The 21151-nt window shown below is 43.9% G+C and carries 20 protein-coding genes, 1 tRNA gene and 1 pseudogene; 7 read left to right on the top strand and 15 right to left on the bottom strand.

The genetic code is table 11. The features are described from left to right. The first annotated feature begins 37 nt into the window (after window positions 1-37). Both IBX40_02770 and IBX40_02765 read left to right on the top strand, forming a co-directional pair. Entirely contained in the window at window positions 38-316 is a 279-nt protein-coding gene (locus IBX40_02770) for a hypothetical protein (protein MBE0523246.1), read from the top strand. A gap of 479 nt (window positions 317-795) precedes the next feature. Beyond that, window positions 796-942: a hypothetical protein gene (locus tag IBX40_02765; GenBank protein ID MBE0523245.1), complete on the top strand. Its 147-nt coding sequence runs from the start codon at window positions 796-798 to the stop codon at window positions 940-942. Between the two features lie 2 nt (window positions 943-944). On the opposite strand, the gene IBX40_02760 is transcribed toward IBX40_02765, so the two are convergent. The 14 genes from IBX40_02760 to IBX40_02695 form a co-directional block, all read right to left on the bottom strand. After that, window positions 945-1412, bottom strand: coding sequence for a hypothetical protein (locus IBX40_02760; protein ID MBE0523244.1), 468 nt, complete (start codon window positions 1410-1412; stop codon window positions 945-947). Window positions 1413-1516: 104 nt separating this feature from the next. After that, the gene (locus IBX40_02755) at window positions 1517-1828 is read right to left on the bottom strand and encodes a 30S ribosomal protein S10 (protein MBE0523243.1); all 312 of its coding nucleotides are present in this window, start codon (window positions 1826-1828) and stop codon (window positions 1517-1519) included. A gap of 39 nt (window positions 1829-1867) precedes the next feature. Further along, window positions 1868-3136: a translation elongation factor EF-1 subunit alpha gene (tuf, locus tag IBX40_02750; GenBank protein MBE0523242.1), complete on the bottom strand. Its 1269-nt coding sequence runs from the start codon at window positions 3134-3136 to the stop codon at window positions 1868-1870. Window positions 3137-3236: 100 nt separating this feature from the next. Next, a complete protein-coding gene (locus IBX40_02745; GenBank protein MBE0523241.1) occupies window positions 3237-5429 on the bottom strand; it encodes an elongation factor EF-2 in 2193 nt (730 codons plus the stop codon). Window positions 5430-5526: 97 nt separating this feature from the next. Then, window positions 5527-6087: a 30S ribosomal protein S7 gene (locus IBX40_02740; GenBank protein ID MBE0523240.1), complete on the bottom strand. Its 561-nt coding sequence runs from the start codon at window positions 6085-6087 to the stop codon at window positions 5527-5529. A gap of 4 nt (window positions 6088-6091) precedes the next feature. Beyond that, entirely contained in the window at window positions 6092-6520 is a 429-nt protein-coding gene (locus tag IBX40_02735) for a 30S ribosomal protein S12 (protein ID MBE0523239.1), read from the bottom strand. A 77-nt stretch (window positions 6521-6597) separates the two neighbouring features. Further along, window positions 6598-7029 carry a NusA-like transcription termination signal-binding factor gene (locus tag IBX40_02730; GenBank protein MBE0523238.1) on the bottom strand — a complete coding sequence of 144 codons (432 nt, stop codon included), beginning with the start codon at window positions 7027-7029 and terminating at the stop codon, window positions 6598-6600. Between the two features lie 2 nt (window positions 7030-7031). Further along, entirely contained in the window at window positions 7032-7322 is a 291-nt protein-coding gene (locus tag IBX40_02725; GenBank protein MBE0523237.1) for a 50S ribosomal protein L30e, read from the bottom strand. A 41-nt stretch (window positions 7323-7363) separates the two neighbouring features. Further along, complete coding sequence (rpoA2, locus tag IBX40_02720; protein ID MBE0523236.1) at window positions 7364-8512, bottom strand: DNA-directed RNA polymerase subunit A''; 1149 nt, start codon at window positions 8510-8512, stop codon at window positions 7364-7366. After that, entirely contained in the window at window positions 8512-11151 is a 2640-nt protein-coding gene (locus IBX40_02715) for a DNA-directed RNA polymerase subunit A' (GenBank protein MBE0523235.1), read from the bottom strand. The genes rpoA2 and IBX40_02715 overlap by 1 nt, the downstream gene beginning before the upstream one ends. 6 nt (window positions 11152-11157) lie before the next feature. After that, window positions 11158-12972 carry a DNA-directed RNA polymerase subunit B gene (gene rpoB, locus IBX40_02710; protein ID MBE0523234.1) on the bottom strand — a complete coding sequence of 605 codons (1815 nt, stop codon included), beginning with the start codon at window positions 12970-12972 and terminating at the stop codon, window positions 11158-11160. Next, window positions 12965-14545, bottom strand: coding sequence for a DNA-directed RNA polymerase subunit B'' (locus IBX40_02705; protein ID MBE0523233.1), 1581 nt, complete (start codon window positions 14543-14545; stop codon window positions 12965-12967). Before IBX40_02705 ends, rpoB begins: the two co-directional genes overlap by 8 nt. A 61-nt stretch (window positions 14546-14606) precedes the next feature. Beyond that, complete coding sequence (locus IBX40_02700; protein ID MBE0523232.1) at window positions 14607-14861, bottom strand: DNA-directed RNA polymerase subunit H; 255 nt, start codon at window positions 14859-14861, stop codon at window positions 14607-14609. 31 nt (window positions 14862-14892) lie between these two features. Further along, a tRNA-Lys gene (locus tag IBX40_02695) sits at window positions 14893-14999 on the bottom strand. Between the two features lie 279 nt (window positions 15000-15278). Between IBX40_02695 and IBX40_02690 the strand changes: the two genes are divergently transcribed. From IBX40_02690 to IBX40_02670, 5 genes are all read left to right on the top strand, one after another. Then, a complete protein-coding gene (locus IBX40_02690; protein ID MBE0523231.1) occupies window positions 15279-16736 on the top strand; it encodes a TrkH family potassium uptake protein in 1458 nt (485 codons plus the stop codon). Window positions 16737-16960: 224 nt separating this feature from the next. Then, window positions 16961-18364, top strand: coding sequence for an ATP-binding protein (locus tag IBX40_02685; GenBank protein MBE0523230.1), 1404 nt, complete (start codon window positions 16961-16963; stop codon window positions 18362-18364). 463 nt (window positions 18365-18827) lie between these two features. Beyond that, the gene (gene lsrF, locus IBX40_02680) at window positions 18828-19613 is read left to right on the top strand and encodes a 3-hydroxy-5-phosphonooxypentane-2,4-dione thiolase (protein MBE0523229.1); all 786 of its coding nucleotides are present in this window, start codon (window positions 18828-18830) and stop codon (window positions 19611-19613) included. Window positions 19614-19627: 14 nt separating this feature from the next. Continuing rightward, window positions 19628-20650 (top strand): alcohol dehydrogenase catalytic domain-containing protein, encoded by a 1023-nt coding sequence (locus IBX40_02675; protein ID MBE0523228.1) that lies wholly within the window; start codon window positions 19628-19630, stop codon window positions 20648-20650. An 11-nt stretch (window positions 20651-20661) separates the two neighbouring features. Further along, window positions 20662-20856, top strand: a complete 195-nt coding sequence (locus tag IBX40_02670; protein MBE0523227.1) for a hypothetical protein — start codon at window positions 20662-20664, stop codon at window positions 20854-20856. Between the two features lie 36 nt (window positions 20857-20892). Here the strand turns inward: IBX40_02670 and IBX40_02665 are convergent. Further along, window positions 20893-21151: pseudogene (locus tag IBX40_02665) on the bottom strand (hypothetical protein).

The following is a 21151-nucleotide window of genomic DNA, read 5'->3' as shown; positions in this document are numbered from 1 at the left end:
TCAAAGATTTCACATAGATCACAAACAATATTTAGAGGTGAGGCAAAGTAGAATAAAAGAATTAGTTGAAAACTTAGGAGAAATTCTCATTGACGATATTGTTTCATCAATTCCTTTAAAACCAACTGATTTAGATTTTAAGCTATTTTTAAATATATATGCAAATTGTATTGAAGAATTAATATATTCAGAAACAACATCGTTAGGTAATAAATTTGGTATAGTTCTGAATGTATACAATGAGAAAATACACATTTTCGAAATATGGAAAATTGAAAAGTTAAATCAGTTTATACTTCACACCTCCAAAAATTGAGCTTTTTCAAATCTCTGGAACCGTAATGTAAGTAACTGTCAACGGCGATGTAAAAATCCCCATTTATGGCGGTCTAGAATTCCCCACCCCCCCCTTAAAGTTATCCTTCGTTTTCACCCCTTACATCTAAAATTTTATTCACTACACATGAATTTAATCGCACTTTCCGCAGGTATATGCAGATATTTAACATTTTTCCTGAAGCCGGTTTTTAATATATATCGTATATTATATTTATACTGTTCATATATATGCACATGGTGAGATGACAATATTCACCCACTCAATATTGGAGAGATCCTGTTTTAGTATACAATTTGCAAACTTCGGTAGAAAATTGACATACATAATTCTAAACCATTTTCAAGCATATTTTGAAAACCGCTATTAACCGACATGATTAAATGTTTAACTATAAGATTCACTTTTGAGATTTACCTGCGGAAAGTGCGCTCAAGGATTATGATATCCTTATCTCCATGGGCTGCGGGGTGGCCTGCCCGGTGGTGTATCTTAAGGATTTCATTGACTGGGGATTGGAGGACCCCATCGGTCAGCCTGTGGAAAAATACAGGCAGGTCAGGGATGAGATCGAAAGATTTGTGCTGGAATTGATAAAAGAATGAAATTATCCGTGATAATGGGTAGGAGCGTCCGGTTGTTTCTTCTTCTGCTGTTTACCCTCGAAGTTCACGGCAGGCAAAGGAACTGCAGGCGGCAATCCCAGGGTCTTTGAGATGGTTAGTGCCAGAGGTGCCAGGTTACTTACCATAGTATTGGCAACTTCGTTCTGGACATTCGATGGTGCGGACCCTGAGGTCCACTGCTTGTGTATCTCTTCCAGATCTCCCTCCTGGTAATAATCAGTGGAACCCTCGAACCTGATATAGCCTATATTGGGATTCATGTAATTAATTGCCAGGGCATACTCCAGCCTTATGATCTGCTTTTCACCAAACGGTGTTTTTTGTTCCACCAAAGTGGGATTCTTGATATTGATATCAAAATTAATATTAATACTCTTATGCTGTCTGGCACCTTCTGCACCGACAAATGTTTTAGAATCGATCTCTTTCACTTGAAAACTTATAATCACGCTTATTCACCATCTAATCTAAGGAGAGGAAGAATCATAAATGTTAGGTCTTCCTGAATGTATTTGGATTATATGGCTGACCCATATAATCTAAAAAAAAACCGCTATGTTGTCAGCACAATCTCTATGCTGATGTCTTTAGGTACCTGTATACGCATAAGCTGCCTGAGGGCTCGCTCATCTGCATCAAGGTCAATTAATCTTTTATGTACCCTCATTTCCCAGTGGTCCCAGGTAGACGTACCTTCCCCATCAGGGCTTTTCAGTGTTGGTACCACAAGTTTCTTTGTAGGAAGGGGAACTGGACCCGCTATTGCTACACCTGTTTTAGTTGCTATACTTTTCACCTGATTACATACTTTATCCAGGGTATCTGGACTTGTACCTGTTAAACGGATCCTTGCTTTTTGTGCCATTAATTAAATCTCCGGAAATAAAAAAAAGGGGTGAGACCCTTAGGGCCTCGCCTTGATACTTATGACCATACCTGCTGCAACGGTCTGGCCCATATCACGAATAGCAAAGCGTCCCAACTGTGGGATCTCTTTTACATTCTCGATAACCATAGGCCTGGAAGGCTTTACGGTCACAATAGCTGCATCTCCGGTCTTGATGAAGGTTGCGTTCTCTTCTTTCACTTCACCGGTCTTGGGATCAAGTTTCTTGTCAATGTTCATCAGAGTGCATGCTGTCTGGGCTGTATGGCAGTGGAATACCGGGGTATAACCTGCTGTAATTGCAGACGGATGCTGGAGCACCACGATCTGTGCCTGGAATTCCTCGGCCACTGTTGGTGGTTTAGCTGCCGGTCCGCATACATCGCCACGCCTGACATCGTTCTTACCGATACCTCTCACGTTCCAGCCGATATTATCGCCTGGTACTGCCTGGAGAATCTCTTCATGGTGCATCTCAATGGATTTGACCTCGCCTTTTGCAGCGCTTGGCTCGAATATAACAGTATCGCCTTTCTTCATTATACCTGTTTCCACACGTCCTACCGGTACAGTACCGATACCACTGATGGTATATGCATCCTGTACTGGAATCCTCAGAGGCAGAGTTGTGGGTTTTTCAGGTTCTTTCAGTTCATCGAGAGCTTCCAGAATGGAAGGACCGGTATACCATTTGGTCTTCTCGCTTTTTGAAGCGATATTGTCACCTTCAAACGCTGATGTGGGAATGAAATGCATCTCACCGGGTTTGAAGCCTACTATCTTCAACAGTGCGCTGACATCTTCCACAATCTGTTTATATTTTGCTTCGTCGTAGTTGATCTCATCCATCTTGTTGATTGCAATGATAAGCTGGTTGATACCCAGTGTTCTGGACAGGAACACGTGTTCCTTGGTCTGGGCCTGTACACCGTCCTTACCTGACACTACCAGAATAGCAGCATCTGCCTGTGATGCACCTGTGATCATGTTCTTAACAAAGTCACGGTGTCCGGGGCAGTCCACAACAGTAAAATAATACTTGTCGGTATCGAACCGCTGGTGTGCGATATCAATAGTAATACCCCTTTCTCGCTCCTCTTTCAAAGAGTCCATAACCCATGCAAATGCAAAGGATTCCTTTCCTTTTGCCTTTGCTTCTTCTCTGTATTTCTCAATAATATGTGGCGCGATCGCACCGGTATCGTGCATTAATCGACCTACAAGAGTTGATTTACCGTGATCGATATGACCGATGACTGCCAGATTCATATGTGGTTTTTCTGCCATATTTATTCCTCCAATCTTATTTTCATTATAATGCTAGGTTTTTTGTGACTTTTATAGCCTTTACCATTTTTAAACTTTGTGTCAATGGTATTTATTTTCTTTACAGACCGACGAAATCACTGGATTTGGGCAATTCGGCTTTCAATCCTTTTCGTTGTCGTATCTGTGAAACTACCTCTTTGAGCAAACTCGCAGGTAGAGGCTCGAACCCGGCAAATTCCGTGCTCCACATGGCACGACCTTCTGTTGCCGAGCGGATATCACCGGCAAAACCGAATAACTCTGCCACTGGTGCCTTGCTCTCGATTATGGTCATGTCGCCTTCCTGTTCCATATTGATGATAATACCTCGTCTGCCCTGTATCTCAGATGTGGCACCACCCATATTGCTCTGGGGGGTCTGGATGAACACCTTCTGGAATGGTTCCAACAGCGTATCACTTGCATCCAGCATAGCAGCCTGGATAGCAGTCCTGGCAGCAGGTATCACCTGTGCAGGTCCCCTGTGGACCGCATCCTCGTGGAGCTTCGCATCCACCAGTCTTACCTTAACTGCCTGGCAGGGTTCCCTGCTCAAAGGTCCGGCTTTCATTACTTCTTCAAAAGCCTCAATTATCAGTTCCATGGTCTCGTTGAGGTACTGGATACCCTTAGTTAAATCAATTAGGATATTTGACTCAAATATATGGGTAATACCCTTTGCTTCTTCCTTAGTAAATCCTGCCTCCATGAACTTCTCACGCCTCTCCAGCTCAGGCATTCGCATGGAAACATCCCCTGATTTGATCAATTCCACTATATTCGCATCCAGGGGTTCCACTTCGATGTAGAACCTATTGTGCCGATTTGGACTCTTCCCTTCCACAGGACCGGCATGTTTCTGGATGGACTCCCTGTATACCACGATGGGTGGACTTGTTGTGATCTCCACACCTTTGTCCCTTTCGATCCTGTGTCCTATGACCTCAAGATGAAGTTCACCCATACCTGCCATCAGGTGTTCGCCAGTCTCTTCATTAATAGTAATCCTGAGGGTATTATCTTCCTTGGCAACCTGCCGCAGCACCTCTACCAGTTTTGGCAGATCCTTCATGTGCTTTGCCTCCACTGCCACAGTGACTACGGGTTCACTGGCATGTTTGATCGACTCAAAAGGTGTCATGTCGTCTTTCGAGGACACGGTTGCTCCCACGTAAGCATCTCTCAGACCAGTGACCGCTGCAATATTGCCAGCCGGTATGTTCTCTACTTCCAATCGTTCCGGACCCATGAATACCCCTACCTGTTGCAGCCTGTTGGTATTTGCCGACCCTGATACATTCAGTTCCATTCCTCTCCTCAAGGTACCGCTGAATAACCTGCCTGTTGCCACCTCGCCTGCATGGGGGTCCATGGAAATATCGGTAACCATCAAAGCCACATCACCATCCCTGTTAGCTGTGAGCATATCTTTTCCTTCCACGGATTCCTTGTCACCATGCCAGATGACATTCACTCGATCTGCCTGGGCTTCCAGTGGATTGGGCAAAAAGCGGATGATCGTATCATTGAGCACTTCATGTAACGGGCATTTATCTGCCAGTGACTTCATATCCCCGGCCTTGCAGAAATCATATACATCTTTGAACCCGATGCCGGATTTTGCCATAAAAGGCACACTTATGGCCCAGTTGTACAGGGCAGAACCGAAAACTACCGTTCCTTCGGAAGCATCCATTCGCCATCCTGCATTGTATTTCTCTTCGTTCATGCCCTTGATCAGCTTGTTAACATGGTCGATGACCCTACCCAGCCTGATCTGCATTTCCTGCTGGTCGACCTGCAGCTCGTTGATGAGCCGGTCCACCTTATTAACGAAAAGTACAGGCTTGACGTGTTCTTTCAATGCCTGCCTGAGTACGGTCTCGGTCTGGGGCATTGTACCTTCCACAGCATCCACCACAACCACTGCACCGTCCACGGCCCTCATGGCCCTGGTCACATCTCCTCCGAAATCCACGTGACCCGGTGTATCGATAAGATTGATCAGATATTCGCTACCATGGAATTCATGCACCATGGACACACAAGCGCTGTCTATGGTAATACCTCGTTCCTGTTCTTCCGCATCAGAATCAGTAAATAATTGCCTGCCAGCCAGTTCCTTTGAGATCATACCTGCGCCTGCCAGGATATTATCAGTAAGTGTAGTTTTTCCGTGATCGATATGTGCAACTATACCGATGTTTCGTATCTGTTCTGGTTCATTCATGAGCACGGTCACGCGCTCGACCATCTTTTTCCTTCGTCCCATATATATTTCCTCAGATAATTTTAAAATTTCAAAAATTGAATTAAAAAATCAGAATAATAAAAAAATAATTGCAGCCCAAAGCGGGGCTGCGATCTTATTACCTTGCTGCCTTAGCTACCCGTTCCTTTCCTTCCTTCTTGTTGATAGAATAAGACTTTACGTCGTAATTTGCAGCTGCAATGATCTCATTTGCCAGGGCCTCTTCGATAGGACGCCTGGATTTAAAAGAAGATTTGAATGCACCTTCAGCGATCAGCTGAAGCGCGGTATCTACCCTGCGCTGGGGAGCGGTATCCACGGCTTTAGGAACTGCAATACCTCCGTATTTCAACCTCACGGTCTCTTCCCTGGGTCCTGCATTGATAATAGCATTGACCAGCACCTGTATCGGGTTCTCTTTGGTTTTCCTGTTTATGACCTCCAAAGAGTTTTTTACGATCTTATAAGTGGTCATCTTCTTGCCAGTATTGTGTTCGCTCTGCATCATTCTGTTGATCAGCCTCTCCACAATATGCTGGTTCGATTTATTGAACTGCTGTCTGGCATGCTTTCCACCAGAATATGGCAGTAATACCGGTTTGAGGTTGATGTATCTCTCAACACTGAGATCTTTGACCTCGATTTCTGTGGTATCCCATTTATCAAATAATTTGTACATCCTTTTACCTCACAGGTTTTTCCTTACGTCCGATCACCATTTCATTCAAGCTCATGTTGTTCACAGCGGTAACTTTGAATCTAACACCTGGGATATCTCCCTTGGCACCGCCCATTCTTCCGCCAATACGCTCTACAGTTACCTCATCATGTTCATCAATAAAATTGATCGCACCGTCCCCAGGACAAAATGCTGTTACCTGTCTTCCGTTCTTGATCAACTGGATCCTCACACATTTTCGGATAGCTGAATTTGGCTGTTTTGCTTCAACACCCACCTTTTCAAGCACAATAGCTCTTCCTTGAGGAGCTCCTCCCAAGGGGTCGGCTTTTACGTTAAGATTTAGGGCACGCCTTAGATAATTCCTGTCGCTCCATCTGAATTTTTCCCTGTCACCTTTGAGCTTGCGTGCAGCATATTTTCCTTTTCCCATGTAATGTAACTTCCTATGATTTTTATATACTTTAATTATTTAATAAATATTTACTGTTAAACTCGATTTTTGTGGGTTTACTGAATTGTAACATCATCTATATCATGATGTCGCTTAGCGAGAATCTTTGCTTTCTCTATATTTTTTCCATTTCGTCCTATAGCAAGACCCTTCTCTTTAGCTTTTACTTCTACATAAGCAATTCGTCTATCGCCCCTGTAACCGATCTTCACGCTCGTTAGATTTACAGGCTGCATAAGATTCTTAATAAATTCTTCCGGGTTATCATTATATTCAACTACTTCAACATGACGGCCAATGCTTTTAGTTACCTTGTTGATATGTTCTCCATTCTTACCGATGGCAAGTCCCATATCACCGGTTTTGGCTACAAAAATCACCCTGTTATTCTCCTCATCCACAAGACAATCTTTGGCCGTGGCTCCTGTAATACTCTCAAATAACGCTATATACCGGATTCCATCGGTATTGAGTTTAACTTCGCTCAAATTTATTCCCTTATTGCCGATAAAATCTCTGATTCTCCAGGCTCAATAATTGTCAATGCTGATATTGCAAACGGTTTGCCGCATACGGTACCCAGATCTACTCCCATACCTGAAAAGTTGATTATAGGGACTTTTCCAGATAGTTGATCTCTAACGTCTTTTGGACAGTTAGTTGCCAGTACAACTGCTTTGGCCTGAGCATTATCAACTGCGTTCAATGTTTGATTTGAGCCCATGTATATTTTTCCTGTCTTTATTGCATTTCGTAGTGCTTTATTAATATCTAATGCCATGAATACCATCTCGATTTGATTTTTCTACTAGATTTTATGCTTTAAGTCCTTTTTGCTGCCATAAGTTTAACATTACCCGTACCCAGCCTGATGGGCTGACCAACGATAACATTTTCAGTGACACCTCGAAGTTCATCAACATCTCCCCTCACACCTGCATCCAGCAGATGGTTCACAGTGACCTCAAAAGCAGCCCGGGCCAGTACACTGGCCTTTTCGCCTGAGATACCGTGCCTGCCGATGGGTTTCACTTCGCCGTCCACGCTCATGATATCTGACACAAGCATGATATGCCTGATATCCACTGTCAGACCCTGCTCCCTGAGCGTGTCGGTAGCTTCCTTTATAATACTGTTGCGGGCAGCTTCGATGCCAAAAACCTCATATATCTCATTGATATTATTGGTAGTGGACCGCGTCATGTCCACACCATCAAGATCCGCCACATCATTCAGGGCAGAACCTTCAGTGTATAATACATATTCATCAATGGTATCTTCCTTGCGGATCACCACTCGTTTTATGGATTTCAACCCTTTGATGACTACAGATTCCAGGTTTTTTCCCAGCTGCAAAAGCTCTCTATAAGATTCATTTGCAGGCCTGATAGTAAGAGTAAGACCTTTAATTGCAACAGGTACACCCAATTCGGATTCCAAAATATCTCCTATCTGTTCAGGTGTGAGATCCCTTTGCGAGACCACTTTCTTATTTAGTTCAATAATTAATGCCATCTCACCTATATCTGTGGAAATACCTCCCAGATGACTGGTATGAGTAGCCTCGATCTCCCAGGCAAGTTTTCTGGCCATTTCCCTGTCTTTTGCATACTCTTCTGTCAGGTAGATGGTCATCATGGGAGTGGAAGGGTTCTTCCTGGCATCCACGATCTCAATCAGTCTTGGTAAACCCAGCGTGACGTTGATCTCAGCCACACCTGCATAGTGGAACGTCCTCATGGTCATCTGAGTACCGGGTTCTCCTATACTCTGGGCCGAAACCACACCAGCTGCTTCACAGGGCTCAATGCGCGCATAATTGTAGCTTTCCAATGTTTTTTCAATAATATCTTCCAGTTCCTTTTTGGTCACCTTGATCTTTGAAAGATCATCCCTCAAAGAATCCATGAGATTCTTTGGAAGGTGCAGATTCCTGGTCATCTCGTCTATGGTATTTAGACTAACAGCCATCATTCCACCTCCTTTCCGGTAACGTTCTCAATTATCCTGCGAATGGTCTGTGGTTTACTGTATTCGCTTTTCATGGCGTCTACGCCGTCTTCTCCATATAGGAATTGGACTACCATCCCCCTTGTATCCCGTACCGTACCATCGTACTGTACCTCAAGGTCCTGCATTGCATTGACCAATCTCCGCTGTAGATAACCACTCTGTGATGTCCTGACTGCAGTATCTACCAATCCTTCTCTCCCACCAATCGCATGGAAGAAATATTCAGTAGGAGTTAGACCACTTTTATAACTGTTCTTTACGAATCCGTGTGCACCAGCTCCCAGGTCTCCCGTATGAAAATTTGAAAGTGTCCTGCCAGCGTAGCCTCGTCTGATTCGCTCGCCCCTAACAGCCTGCTGTCCTACGCAGCCTGCCATCTGGGTCAAATTCAACATGGAACCTCTGGCTCCTGATACTGCCATGACCACCGCAGCATTGTCCAATCCAAGATATTTTCCTGCAATATTGCCGGTAGTATCCCTGGCTTTACCCAACTCCTGCATGATCTTCAGTTCCAGGGTCTCAGCCACTGTCCTGCCAGGCAGAGGTTCCAGATTGCCTTCATTAAATGCTACTATCATTTTCATAACCCTGCTTTCAGCTTCTTTCAGCAGTTCTGCTATCTGGACCTGAGCCTCCTGTGGAATATCTTCGTCATCATTGCCAAAACTGAATCCATAATGCATGATACTTCTAATAGCAAGCCGGGTTGCATCATTGATGAACTGGACAGCTGCTTTACTGCCCTGGTCCTTAACGATCCTGTCAAGGATCACCCCCTTGAAAGCTCCTATGGCTTTCTCATCCATAGTCCCGGAAAAAAGCTCGCCGTTTTTTATCACTACATACGCATCCCTGTCACATTCTTCTTTTTTGCATGTGTCACAATTATCGCATATTTGTGCTTTGTAGATAAGATCCAATCCTTCTGGCAGTATATGGCTGAAAATCTGTTTTCCAGTCCAATAAGGGCTGCCATTCTCCTCCCCTGCCGGTTCAGATAAGTGGGATATCTGAGATTTTCTGAGTAATTCCAATGCATCATTCTTATTCAATTTGTTGTTGCCTTTGGTCAATAGATACAGACCCGATATGTGGTCATGTATCCCACCTATGATGGGACCTCCGAACCTTGGTGAGAGGATATTTTCCTGGACATGGATGAGCATTTTTGCTTCTGCCCTGGCCTCTTCATTCTGCAGCACATGCATGTTCATCTCATCCCCGTCAAAATCAGCATTATATGGCGGACATACAGCTGGGTTTAATCTGAACGTTTTATGGGGCAGTACCTTGACCTCATGGGCCATGATACTCATTCTGTGCAGTGACGGCTGCCTGTTGAAGAGCACTATGTCACCGTTTTTCAACTGCCTATCAACCTTCCAGCCCAATTCCAGGGTCTCTGCCAGTTCTTCGCAATTTAGATCCGTAACCTTGATCCTGCGTTTATCTCCGCGAAGCACATAGTTCGCACCGGGATGGTTATCAGGACCCCGTCTGATATATTCTCGAACTTCCTCTATGTTGCGGTGGGTGACATTAATAGGAATGGATAATTCTTTAGCAATCGTGAGGGGTACACCCACCTCACTAACGCTGAGGTTGGGATCTGGTGAGATTACGGTCCTTGCACTGAAATTAACCCTCTTACCAGACAGACTACCCCTGAATCGGCCTTCTTTCCCTTTCAGTCGCTGGGACAGGGTTTTTAATGGCCTGCCTGATCGGTGTCTTGCCGGAGGTACGCCAGACACTGCGTTATCCATGAACGTGGTCACATGATACTGCAGAAGTTCCCAAAGATCTTCGATAATAAGTTGTGGTGCGCCAGCTTCGCGGTTCTCCTGAAACCGCTGGTTGATCCTGATAATATCTACCAGTTTATGGGTAAGATCATCCTCACTTCTCTGCCCGCTTTCCAGGGTAATGCTGGGACGCATGGTGACCGGAGGTACTGGTAATACTGTCAGTATGGTCCATTCTGGTCTGGCGCTCTTGGGATCCATTCCCATGACTTCGATATCGTCGTCAGATATCTTTTCCAGCCTGGCCCTGATGTCTGAAGGCATGAGTTTGTGGCCGTTTTCTACGTATGTAGAGGGTTTCTCCACTTTAATTTCAAGCTGGGAAGTATTGCAGTACATACATGTCTTGGCCTTTCTCGCTTCTTTAAAAGCTTCATTGGTGACATCATCTATGTTCTGCCCCATCTTTCTCAGGGTCCTGATCTGCTCAAGATATTTTTTCTTATCTTTGGATTCAAGGAGCAGTGCACTGCAATCCTTGCAGGTGGCCCTTAAGATCTTTCGTAATAATTTTGCAAAACCCACATGGATGACAGGTGCGATTAATTCCACATGCCCGAAATGCCCAGGACATTCCCCTGCCCTGCCGCCGCAGGTCTTGCATCTAAGACCGGGGTCAATGACACCCATTTTCGGATCCATTAAACCCATCTCTATAGGGAACCCGTCGTCATCATAGGTATCTGCCGTGATGACCCTGGTGACACTCATCTTTCTGTACTCTTTAGGCGAGATAAGCCCGAATGTTATTTCCTTAATTCTTTTTGGAACTACCGATATCATTATCATCACCTCTTATACTGCATCCTCTAACACCAATCTGGGAGCCACACCCAAAGATTTGATCTCATCTAATAACAGTTTGAAGGCATAACTCATCTCTACCGGATATATACCGGTCTCAGCACCGCAGTTGGGGCAGAATACCATATTCCTCCTCTTATCCTGAGTGGCTACCATTCCGCAGGTGGAACATACCAGCTGGATCACTCTATCAGATTCATCCAATAATCTCTCTTTCAGTGCAAGTGACGCCCCGTGGCCTATTAGCACATCACGTTCCATTTCACCAAACCTGAGACCTCCTTCTCTGGCCCTTCCTTCTGTGGGCTGTCTGGTGAGCACCTGTACCGGACCCCTGCTTCGTGCATGGATCTTGGATGCCACCATATGATAGAGTTTCTGGTAAAGGATCACACCTACGAACAGGTCTGCTTCGATCCTTCTGCCTGTGATCCCGTCATAGAACACTTCTTTACCTTTATGGGAATAACCGGCTCGTTTTAATGCCATTCTCATATCGTCTTCAGATTCACCTGAGAAGGCTGTGGCATTGATGCGCCTCCCTTCCAGGCTGCCCACTTTTCCACCGATCATTTCCAGTACATGGGCTACGGTCATCCTTGATGGAATTGCATGGGGATTAATGATCAGATCAGGAACTACTCCGGATTCTGTAAATGGCATATCTTCAAAGGGCATGATAAGTCCCAACACACCCTTCTGACCGTGCCTGGAAGCAAATTTATCGCCAAGTTCAGGGATCCTCTGATCCCGCATACGTGCTTTGGCCAAACGAGCTCCATTCTGGCTCTCTGTAAGAATAACTGAATCTACAATCCCTTTTTCATTGGAACGCATGGTCACACTGGATTCACGTCTCTGCTGAGGGCTTAAACCCAATTCGGTAGGTTCTTCAAGGAATCTTGGTGGAGATGTCTTCCCCACAAGCACATCGTTTGGTCCAACAACGACCTCCGGATTTACAATTCCATCTTCATCCAGTTGGGAATATACTTCCAGTCCCCTTGCACCCCGAACTTCCTGATCCGGAATCTCAAACTTATCTTCCTGACCGCCTGGATAACGCCTCTCCTCACCTTCCAGTGTTCTGATGAAATGGCTTCGTCCTAAACCCCGATCAATACTCCCTTTATTGATAACCAGTGCATCTTCAATATTATAACCTTCATATGAAAGTACAGCCACAACAAAATTTTGACCTGCAGCCCTGTCATCAAAACCAATTACATCACATGTCTGGGTATGCACCAGGGCTTTTTGAGGATAATGGAGTATGTGTCCTCTGGTATCCGGACGCAATTTCATATTTGCAGTAGGTATACCGAGGCACTGCTTCACCATTCCTGCACCCATAGTATTCCTGGGCGAGGCATTGTGTTCGGGGAATGGAATCATACCTGCACAGATACCTAATATCAAAGACGGGTCGATCTCAAGGTGTGAATGTTCAGGTGTCAGGTCCTTTTCGTACACTGCTACAAAACAGTTCTCTTCTTCTTCAGCGTCAATATATTCTACCAATCCCATCTTGACCAGGTCGTCGAACGCGATCTCCCCGTTCTCAAGCTGCTCAATATGGTCATCGTTCAGAAGGGTTTTTCCATTCTCAACAATTATAACCGGTCTACGGGCCCTACCATAATCACTATTAATAATAACCTCATGAGTAACGGGATAATAAGCCACGTTTACCTGTATGGGTATAGTACCTGAACGACGCAATTGCCGTATGTTTTTCACAAGTTCTTCGGGTGCATCATTGTATCCTAATAGTTCACCATTCAAAAACACCCTTGTTCTATTCAAAGGATTCACTCCCGTCATTATATTCAATATTTTCTTCTATGGCTTCCAGTTCTGTGGCATAAGTGCCGCGCCCTTCTTCAAGACCCAGCACATGTGGTGCAAATGCTACAACGTCGAGATTAATGAGGGTTTGTTTCAGTTTCTTGTTTTCAAATATTTCTGTGGAGATCTCTACCATCTGTGCAAAGTTCTTTACCAACCCGCAGTTGGGTCCCTCTGGTGTTTCGGATGGACAGATACGTCCCCATTGAGTAGGATGTAAATCCCTTGCTTCGAAATGAGGCTGTGCTCTGGATAAGGGTGATATCACACGGCGCAAATGTGATAGTGTTGCCATATAATCAATGCGGTCCAGCAATTGCGATACACCTGCCCTGCCGCCTACCCAGTTCCCTGTTGCTAGGGGGTGTCCAAGTCTTTCGGTAAGTACATCGGCCCTGACCACAGTTACTACATTGAGGTCGCGATTACGCATATTGGCCCGCTCTAGCTGGTATTTTATGTCCCTGGTCAGCCTGTTAAATGATACTCTGAATAAATCTTCTGTCAGATCCCCGCTGAGTTTGAGACGTTTGTTGGAATAATGATCCTTATCATCGGGTTGTCTTCTTCCAAGAGCCAGCTCAAAACAAGCTTCGGCCATTCTGCCAAGATACTGGGCTTTGACGATCTTGTGCGCAGGGTCGTTGCCAATATGGGGTAGTAAATACCTGTCTATTACATAATTGGCCCGTTTCACCTGGTATTCCCCGGTCTGGCCTGCTGCTACCCTGTTACCTACCTTTTCAACTGCTTCTTCTATGGTATGGACCTCTGCTTCTTCCAGGTTCTCAAGCATGAACTTGATAATTTCAGGATCATCAGATACTGTATTTACAATATCCTCATCAGTCTCTATACCCAGCGCTCGTATCATAGTGATAAAACTCAAACGTCCTGATATGGAAGGGAAACTAACTTCGAGGAGTGATTTTCGGCCGCGTTCGACCACTACTAGTGCCCTATATCCTCGGCGTTCACTGAATACTTTGGCAACCTCGATCTTATCTCCATATCGTTCCTCGTTATCAACCAGGATCTTATTTGGAGCTAGATCTTCTAATGTCATTATAACCCTTTCAGTCCCGTTTACAATAAAATATCCACCAGGATCCAGAGGATCTTCTCCAAACCGGATCATTTCATCGGGTGTCATATCGGCCAGGTTACAGGCCTTGCTCATCAGCATTATTGGGAGCTGGCCAACAACAGCTTCAACAGGTACTTTTTCTTCTTCTCCCTGTACGATGATCATTTCAAGATAAATTGGAGCGGAATATGTAATATTCCTGAGTCTGGCATCGTTAGGATATAATAGGTCCTGGGCACCATCGGCTTCTTTCACCATAGGTTTTCCTATGCGGATTTTTCCTAATCTTACATAAGTATCTTCAATATCTGTTTCGATGATGCCCTGTTCATCAATGACTTTTTGCATTCCATAATCCAAAAAATCATTGAAAGAGTCCAAATGATGTCTAACTATATTGTTCTTGGTAAAGTAAGCTCGAGATAATACACCTAAATCTAACACGCTATCGCCCCTTCTAAATTATACAAAATAAATTCTTGGAAGTTCCATTCTGTCCAAATGATTATTCAATTACCAACCTGTAGAATTCAGCTTCACCGGCTGTCTGGCTTTTTCTTATTATTTTGACTATCTCGCCTACCTGGGCATTTATTTCCTTAATAACCGGATCAGTGATTTTTATTTTTGGCAACTGTTCCTTTTCTATATCATATTTTTTTAGAACTAGATTTGCATCATTATCTGATAATAAAATATGCTCAGGCACTATTTGATGATTCAATAAACTAAAACTCTTCGGACTTTTCGGACTTTTCATTCTTACATTCATCCCCCTAGGTTGTGAAAAGCGGGCTCGGAGGGATTCGAACCCCCGACCATCTGGTATCTTCAAATGAATGTTGACATTCCATCCATTGTAAAAGCCAGGTGCTCTGCCTAGCTGAGCTACGAGCCCTCTGATTGTCAGCGCTAGCTACATCTAATATTTCTGCAAAATTATGCCTATTTTTTTTGCTGAACAATTCTTCACCGAGTTGAATATTAAACATAAGGATGTTGCGCTGGGGTAACGCCCGTTTTATGTCCGCATTAGACTTAAACCTTTCGTTCAACACGGCTTTGGGACGAAATTATTGGATGGGATATACGGGCTGGTATGATATAAGTGAATTTTGTCCCAAAGCCCTTAATTGGTAAAACATTATATATTTCTAAATAAATAGCAGTTGGATTCATGAAATTCAAGATTGTTTTGCATACCCTGGGAATTATTTTGAAGTTTCTGGGATTTTTAATGCTGATCCCAGCAATAGTGGGTTATTATTATTCAAGGTCAGACCCTGCTGAATGGGATTCTGCCATTATTTTTATTTATTCATTTGTTATCACATCAGTGGTGGGGGTCATACTTGAATACACTAACCGCAGCACTGAAGAGTTGAAAAACAAGGAGAGTTTTGCCATTGTGGCATTCGGCTGGTTAGCAGCTGCAATGTTCGGTGCACTTCCGTTTCTGTTCAGCGGTCTCTCCCCTGTGGATTCCCTGTTCGAGTCAATGTCTGGTTTTACCACCACTGGTGCAACAATAATGACTGATATTGAATCCTATTCAAATGCACTGCTTTTCTGGCGCAGTTTTGTCCAGTGGCTGGGCGGTATGGGTATCATTATGCTGTTCCTGGCTATTCTGCCCAAACTGGCAGTGGCAGGCCGGCAGCTGTTCAAAGCAGAGGCGCCTGGACCCACAGAGGATAAACTCAAGCCCAGGCTGATCGAGACTGCAAAGATACTCTGGATGGTGTATGTGGTAATATCAGCTATTGAAGTATTAGCACTGCTGATTGCCGGAATGGATGTGTATGATGCCCTGACCCACACGTTTACCACCATGGCTTGCGGTGGATTCTCACCCCGCGCCGATTCTGTTGCAGCCTTTGGCAGTCCTTTGATCGAAGGTATTATTACCTTCTTCATGTTCGTTGCAGGGGCCAACTTTGCACTGCATTACAGAATGATTTATGTGGACCGGAAAAGTCTGCTGCGTGATAGCGAATTTAAATTCTATGCCTTTATCGTGTTGGGTGCATCAGTACTATTGACATTGACACTCTGGATTACAGGGACTTTTGAGGGAATTACCACATCTTCCAGATATGCCATTTTCCAGGTGGTATCGATCCTGACCACTACAGGATATGCAACCCATGATTTCAATACCTGGCCCGACTCGTCTCGGATGATATTGTTTGTCCTTATGTTCATTGGTGGATGTGCCGGTTCCACAGCTGGTGGTATCAAGATCGTAAGGCTAATGTTAATGTTGAAATACGGATATCGGGAACTGTTCAGAGCTCTGCAGCCTAAGATTGTAAAACCTATCAGGTTGGGAGACAGGGTGGTACCCGAAGATGTTATGGCAAGTATTTTTTCATTTATCATACTATATATACTGGTGTTTATGGTCAGCACTTTTATTATGGGCCTACTTGGTCTGGAGATGCTGAGTGCAGCTTCTGCATCCATTGTGACCCTTGGCAATATCGGGCCCGGTTTCAACCTTGTGGGGCCGTGGTCAAATTTTAGCACCATACCTGCGGTGGGGAAACTTGTGCTGATAGCAAATATGTGGATAGGCAGGCTGGAAATATTTACTGTGCTTGTGCTTTTGACAAGGGATTTCTGGAAGGAATGATTGAAATATTTGGTTTTTTTAGGTCTCGGTTATTGCTAACCAGAATTATGATTCATTCCACAGTGGTACAAACCTTATGCCATCCTCTGACATTTTCGTGTCTTTTGTAAGCAGGATAAGGCCTCTGCCCTGTGTGGTCTTACGTGCAAGACAGGTTGAATTAAACAGAAGTACCGAAATGTTTAAGTAATGCAGTAACTGAATAATTCAGTAAGTGAATATATATGAGATTTATAAACCGTGAAAAAGAGATCAATACTCTTGAAGACGCCCGCATTTTGTCAAAAAGAAAATTGTTTTCGATAGCGATATGGGGCTTAAGGCGTGTCGGGAAAACAAGAATGATACTTGAATTTATGAAAGATACTGACATGTATTTTTTTGTGAACAAGGATAAAACAAGCATCAGTCTATTGGATGAGTATGAGACATACCTCAGAAATGCAAAGATCATCAATGAATTTGAGAAATTGAACAGTTGGGATGATCTTTTTAACGTTCTGTTTGAAAGGTATGAAGGTATTGTTGCATTTGATGAGTTTCAGAATTTCTTATCAGTGGATAGATCGGTATTTGGAACTTTGCAGAAATATATTGATCTTAATGAAGACAAAAAAGGTCTCCTTCTCTTTTTTACAGGTTCCACTACAGGACTGATAAAAAAATTATTTTTGGATTCAAAACAGCCACTGTATGGCAGAATAAAGAGACAAATGCATTTGAAACCCATGTCCTTTAAAAACATAATTGACATGTGCAGGGAACTTGATATTACAGAACTTTCAGATATCATACAGTTATACGCAATTGCCGGAGGATATCCCAGATATTACGTTGCCATTGAAGATGAAAATCTAAACAATGTATCCTTTGAAAATATTGTTGATCGATTCTTCTTTGTGGAAAATGCAATATTTGAAGATGAAGTCATGTCAATATTGTCTTTGGAGTTTGGGAAAAGAAGTGGTGTGTACTATGATATACTTACTGCCGTTGCCAGCGGTTGCACGCGGATCAGTGAGATCGCATCATTTTTGACAAAAAAGGAAACTGACCTTACACGCCAGATCTATGAACTTGTGCATCATTTCAATATATTGAACTATGAAGAACAGGTCATAGGCAATAAAAAATTATTGTACATAGACCATCCTCTCATGGATTTTTGGTTCCGTTTCTTTTATAAGAACATTTCAGATTACAAAAGACGAAATCCGAGGTTTGTAGAGAATACGAAAAGAAGTATTAACAACCATATTGGCAAACGGTTTGAGATTATCTGTAGAGAATTTTTGATCGACCAAAACAAGATCCCATTTGAATATCACAAGATAGGTCGGCAGTGGGGCAGGATAAAGGGTGCTCCAAAAGGACAAAACACTTATGAGATCGACATTGTCGCCTTGAATTCCGATTCAGAAGAGATACTTTTTATCGAGTGCAAATGGAAAGACCTGACTTTAAAGCAGGCTGAGAACATACTTTTAGATTTACAGGAAAAATCCAAATTTGTCGGTTGGAACAATGATGAACGAAAGGAGCATTTTGGGATTGTTGCCAGGAAGATCACTGACAAGGCTGCTCTGCGTGCGAAAGGGTTTGTAGTTTTCGATCTGGATAACATGTAGGGCAGATGTGTTCAGCCCGGCGCTGAGCATATCAATAGATGGATGATGTAGAAGAATTCAAAAATAGATTTGAAGCGGGAATGTGCCATTGTACTCTGCCTCCAAATAGTACTTCTAAAGCCCCCTGGGTGCTCATTTCCAATTTAGAAATGAAGGTAAAGAACCTCTTTCTTTCATAATTTTGACAATACCCCCATGGCCAGGAGAAGGGGAAGCGGTAAGAGTTGCAGACTATTGGGAAGTAGAATAATTATCTAATTATCTTACACATTGTTTTCAAAGACTTGAAGAGATTAAAATTGTAAAAACTAATAAAATACCGCCACCTATAGCCAAAATATCAGAGTGATCCAGTAGATTTTCACTTCTATATGAAATCTTTTGAAAAAATCCAATATTTTAATACATAAAAGGATAATACCAATCTGCTAATTACATTATTCAATAATAAGGAGAGCCAAATATGGATTGGGGAATGCAAAACCGAATCTCACAGATAATTAAGCCAAAAACGGGCCGGACAGTAATGCTTGCGGTAGACCACGGATATTTCCTGGGACCCACCACAAGGCTGGAAAACGCGAAAAAAACCATAGAACCGATTCTTGAATATGCCGATGCACTTATGCCAGCCCGCGGTGTCCTGCGCACCAGTGTTGATCCCAATACCTCGGTTCCCATCGTGCTGAGGGTATCTGGCGGGAACAGTATTGTCGGGGAAGATCTGTCAAAAGAGGGTATCACGACCTCAGTTGAGGATGCTATCAGGCTGAATGTGGCTGCAGTGGCAATGTCCATATATGTGGGCAGCGCATTCGAACACCAGACATTGATGAATTTAGGACATCTGGTGAACGAGTGCGAGCGTTATGGTATCCCTGTGGTTGCAGTGACTGCAGTAGGTAAGGATATGGTCAGAGATACCAGGTATCTGGCCCTGTGTTGCAGGATAGCAGCCGAACTGGGCGCCAAGATCGTCAAGACCTATTATACTGATGACTTTCCCAAGGTAGTGAAAGGCTGTCCTGTCCCCATTGTAGTGGCCGGAGGCAAGCAGTTGGATACAGAACTGGATGTATTAAACCTGGTCTCAAATTCAGTACATGAAGGCGCTGTGGGTGTGGACATGGGCCGTAACATCTGGCAGAACGATCATCCTGTAGCTATGATCAAGGCCGTCCGGGCTGTGGTACATGAAGATTATACTCCACAGGAAGCACTTGATCTGTACAACAGTGAAAAGTCTTAATAGGAGCAAGATTTGTGCGTGCCGCCGTTTACTACAATAACAACGATGTACGACTGCAGAAGATACCGGTCCCTTCCATAGGACCTGACGAATTGCTGGTAAAGGTAGAAGCAGGCGGCATCTGCGGCAGCGATGTCATGGAATGGTACCGTCTTTCCAGGGCTCCCCTGGTGCCGGGTCATGAGATCACAGGTACCGTAACTGAAGCAGGGCAGGACGTAAAGCAGTACAATGTGGGTGACAGGGTCTTTGTGTCCCACCACGTACCATGCAACACCTGCATATACTGCCTGGCAGGACATCATACAGTCTGCGATACCCTGCGTACCACAAATTTCGACCCTGGAGGTTTTGCAGAATATCTGCGGGTACCTGCCATCAATGTGGATAGAGGCGTATTTTTGCTTCCTGACAAAATGACATTTGAAGAGGGAACATTCATCGAGCCGCTGGCGTGCGTGTATAGGGGCCAGCGCCAGGCCGGGATAAAAACGGGCAAGAGCGTGCTGGTGATAGGCAGTGGCATTACAGGTCTGCTGCACATAAAACTGGCAGCGGCACTGGGAGCAGGCAGCATCTTTGCCACTGACATCAATCAGTACAGGCTGGATATGGCCCTAAAGTTTGGTGCCCGTACCATTAAGGCAAGTGATGATGTGCCGCAGCGGCTGCGTGAGCAGAATAACGGTGATCTGGCCGACATTGTGATCTTGTGTACCGGGGCTGTTCCTGCTATCAATCAGGCCCTCATGTCAGTGGATCGGGGTGGCACCATATTGTTTTTTGCGTCCCCACAGCCGGATATTAAAGTATCTTTTTCAATATTTGACCTGTGGAAAAACGAGATCAGTATAAAGAACTCATATGGAGCAAGTCCTCTGGACATCACGACTGCCATCGAACTTTTGGTGTCTGAAAGGGTCAAAGTTGCTGACATGATCACACATACATTGGGATTGTCAGATGCCGGTAAGGGATTCAAACTGGTGGCTGAAGCAGGTGAATCCATGAAAGTTATAATAAAACCTCAGATGTAAGGAGATATTGAATGAGGATAGTAAGAGAATACCAGAGGCGGGAATTCTGCAATGACCGGAGATGTCCAACCCAGATAAAACTCGATGCGGCCCCGGACCATGAAGCTATTGATTCCATCAAAAAAGAGGAATGCCAGGAATGTATGGCCCATATATTCCATAAATGGTTGATGGATAGGGACTTCCAGGTAGTTGTGATTGAATAATCAATGTAATCAAATAATTTTAGGATCCGATCCAGCATCTCCTTGCTCAACTTTTTTTTGTTTTTTTACGGATGACCACATCTCATCCACCTCAATTTTGGTCAATCCCACATCAGTTATCAGTAAATCCGTTACATCTCTTGCATGTATAGCGAGGTCCTCGATAATACTTGACACTGTGTCTCTGTGAATGTCCATTATGCGTTCAATGGATCTTATACCGTTTTTTTCTACCAATAGTTTATACTCAGCACCTGCATAAATTACTATTTTTATAGGAATATTATCTAATAAA

This window comes from Methanosarcinales archaeon (assembly GCA_014859725.1).
Classification (GTDB): domain Archaea; phylum Halobacteriota; class Methanosarcinia; order Methanosarcinales; family Methanocomedenaceae; genus Kmv04.
The sequence above is the reverse complement of the archived record's forward strand: the minus strand, read 5'-3'. Positions and strand labels throughout refer to the sequence as shown.

Coding starts and splice junctions, on each gene's coding strand:
- IBX40_02685 (MBE0523230.1), top strand. CDS start 16,961: ATGAGATTTATAAACCGTGAAAAAGAGATCAATACTCTTGAAGACGCC.
- IBX40_02755 (MBE0523243.1), bottom strand. CDS start 1,828: ATGGCACAAAAAGCAAGGATCCGTTTAACAGGTACAAGTCCAGATACC.
- IBX40_02725 (MBE0523237.1), bottom strand. CDS start 7,322: ATGGCATTAGATATTAATAAAGCACTACGAAATGCAATAAAGACAGGA.
- IBX40_02700 (MBE0523232.1), bottom strand. CDS start 14,861: ATGAAAAGTCCGAAAAGTCCGAAGAGTTTTAGTTTATTGAATCATCAA.
- IBX40_02735 (MBE0523239.1), bottom strand. CDS start 6,520: ATGGGAAAAGGAAAATATGCTGCACGCAAGCTCAAAGGTGACAGGGAA.
- IBX40_02690 (MBE0523231.1), top strand. CDS start 15,279: ATGAAATTCAAGATTGTTTTGCATACCCTGGGAATTATTTTGAAGTTT.
- rpoA2 (MBE0523236.1), bottom strand. CDS start 8,512: ATGGCTGTTAGTCTAAATACCATAGACGAGATGACCAGGAATCTGCAC.
- IBX40_02765 (MBE0523245.1), top strand. CDS start 796: ATGGGCTGCGGGGTGGCCTGCCCGGTGGTGTATCTTAAGGATTTCATT.
- IBX40_02670 (MBE0523227.1), top strand. CDS start 20,662: ATGAGGATAGTAAGAGAATACCAGAGGCGGGAATTCTGCAATGACCGG.
- IBX40_02745 (MBE0523241.1), bottom strand. CDS start 5,429: ATGGGACGAAGGAAAAAGATGGTCGAGCGCGTGACCGTGCTCATGAAT.
- lsrF (MBE0523229.1), top strand. CDS start 18,828: ATGGATTGGGGAATGCAAAACCGAATCTCACAGATAATTAAGCCAAAA.
- tuf (MBE0523242.1), bottom strand. CDS start 3,136: ATGGCAGAAAAACCACATATGAATCTGGCAGTCATCGGTCATATCGAT.
- IBX40_02740 (MBE0523240.1), bottom strand. CDS start 6,087: ATGTACAAATTATTTGATAAATGGGATACCACAGAAATCGAGGTCAAA.
- IBX40_02715 (MBE0523235.1), bottom strand. CDS start 11,151: ATGATAATGATATCGGTAGTTCCAAAAAGAATTAAGGAAATAACATTC.